Annotated in this window: 2 protein-coding genes; both read right to left on the bottom strand. The window is 67.0% G+C overall.

Features of this window, described 5'->3' with window-relative positions; genetic code table 11:
* On the bottom strand, positions 1 to 453 hold a 453-nt coding region (locus CSW58_RS11135; protein ID WP_099447334.1), incomplete at its 3' end, for a histidine phosphatase family protein.
* Positions 454 to 490: 37 nt separating this feature from the next.
* On the bottom strand, positions 491 to 1,630 hold the full coding sequence (locus CSW58_RS11130) for an isobutyryl-CoA dehydrogenase (RefSeq protein ID WP_099447333.1): 1,140 nt from the start codon (positions 1,628 to 1,630) through the stop codon (positions 491 to 493).
* Positions 1,631 to 2,034: the final 404 nt, after the last annotated feature.

The following is a 2,034-nucleotide window of genomic DNA, read 5'->3' as shown; positions in this document are numbered from 1 at the left end:
GCCGTGACTGACCACGATCAGCCGGCGTTCGGGCTCGGCGGCCTGCTCGGCCAGCCAGTCGGACACCCGCGCCATCACCTGTTCGTAGGTCTCGCCGCCCGGCGCGGTGAAGAACCACTCGGGACTTTTGAAGGCCTCGGGATTTTCGCGCTGCACATCGGCATAGAGGCGGCCCTCCCAGTCGCCGACCGTCAGCTCCTTCAGCCGGTCGTCGAACGCGACCTCCAGACCAAGCCTGTCGGCGATGGCCTGGGCGGTGTCCCGGGTCCGCCGCAACGGGCTGGCGACGATGCGCCAGTCGGCAGGCGGCGCGCGGGTGGTCAGGTCCCGCAGCAGGTCGGCCATGGCCGCGGCCTGCAAGCGGCCCAGAGGCGTCAGGTCGGCCTCGGCCTGACCCTGCAGCCGGCGTTCGCGGTTCCACTCGGTCTGGCCGTGGCGGCAGAGATAGATCACGTCAGGTCCTGGGTTCGGCGAAAGGCTGGCGCTGGCTCTACTGCCGAAAGATCTCGCGCGCTATGATCACTCGCATGATCTCGTTGGTGCCTTCCAGAATCTGGTGCACCCGCAGGTCGCGGACGATGCGCTCGAGCGGATAGTCCTGCAGGTAGCCATAGCCGCCATGCAGCTGCAGGGCGTCATTGGCCACCTGGAAGCCGGCGTCGGTGGCGAAGCGCTTGGCCATGGCGCACAGCTTGGTGGCCTGGGGGTCCTTGTTGTCGAGCGCATGGGCGGCGCGGCGCACCATCAGGCGGGCCGCCTCCAGCTCGGTGGCCATGTCGGCCAGCTTGAACTGCAGGGCCTGGAAGTCCTTCAGCGGCTTGCCGAACTGATTGCGGGTCTCGAGATAGGCCTTGGCCGTGTCGAGGGCCAGCTGCGCCCCGCCCAGCGAGCATGAGGCGATGTTCAGCCGTCCGCCGTCCAGGCCCATCATGGCGAAGCGGAAGCCCTCGCCTTCCTGGCCGATGCGGTTGGCGACCGGCACCCGGCAGTCGTCGAAATTGACCTGGGCGGTCGGCTGGCTGTTCCAGCCCATCTTGCGTTCATTGGCCCCGAAGGTCAGCCCCGGCGCGCCCTTCTCGACCACGAAGGCCGAGACGCCCTTGGCGCCGTCGCCGCCGGTGCGGGCCATGACAACATAGACGTCCGAGACGCCGCCGCCCGAGATGAAGGCCTTGCCGCCGTTGAGCACATAGTGGTCGCCGTCCAGCCTGGCGCTGGTGCGCATATTGGCCGCGTCCGAGCCCGAGCCCGGCTCGGTCAGGCAGTAGCTGGCGATCAGCTCCATGGTGGTCAGGCGCGGCAGATAGCGCTGGCGAAGATCGTCGGACCCGAACCGGTCGATCATCCACGAGGCCATGTTGTGGATGGTCAGATAGGCCGCCGTCGGCACGTCGCCATAGCTCAGCGCCTCGAAGATGATCGAGGCGTCCAGGCGCGACAGCCCCGTGCCGCCCACGTCTTCGTTGACATAGATGCCGGCGAAACCCAGCTGGGCCGCCTCACGCATCACGTCGACGGGGAAGTGCCTGGTCTCGTCCCACCGCGCCGAATTGGGGGCAAGCTGTCCCTCGGCGAAGGCGCGAGCCGCGTCCTGGATGGCGATCTGATCGGCGCTGAGCGCGAAATCCATGCGCGATATCCTCCCATACAGGGCAGAACCGCCCTCGTCGTTTCGCCGGCTGACGTGCCGCGCCTCTGGTCGCCTGTCAATTAGCATGAGCGAACACCGAAAGTCAGAAACTGCTTGATCCGTATCAAACGCGGCGTCAGCCTTAGGTTTACAGCGATTACCTAGGCGTCCGCAGAGGCGCCCGGTGGGAGAGAAGCACGGCGCGGCCACAAGGCCCGTCGTTCATGGGAGACGGCGCATGACGGATACCTCCACGCTCGAACGGGCGGCGACAGGGTCAAAAACCGAACATTTCGACGTGATCATCGTCGGGGCCGGGATTTCCGGGGTCGGCGGGCCTATCACCTGTCCACCCAGCGGCCGGGGACAAGCTTCGTGGTGCTGGACGCCCTGGGCGATTTTTC

Source organism: Caulobacter sp. B11 (genome assembly GCF_002737765.1).
Taxonomy (GTDB): Bacteria; Pseudomonadota; Alphaproteobacteria; order Caulobacterales; family Caulobacteraceae; genus Caulobacter.
The sequence above is the reverse complement of the archived record's forward strand: the minus strand, read 5'-3'. Positions and strand labels throughout refer to the sequence as shown.

What these genes read in the sequence shown, in the direction of transcription:
- CSW58_RS11130 (WP_099447333.1), bottom strand. Translation starts at nt 1,630, where the DNA reads ATGGATTTCGCGCTCAGCGCCGATCAGATCGCCATCCAGGACGCGGCT.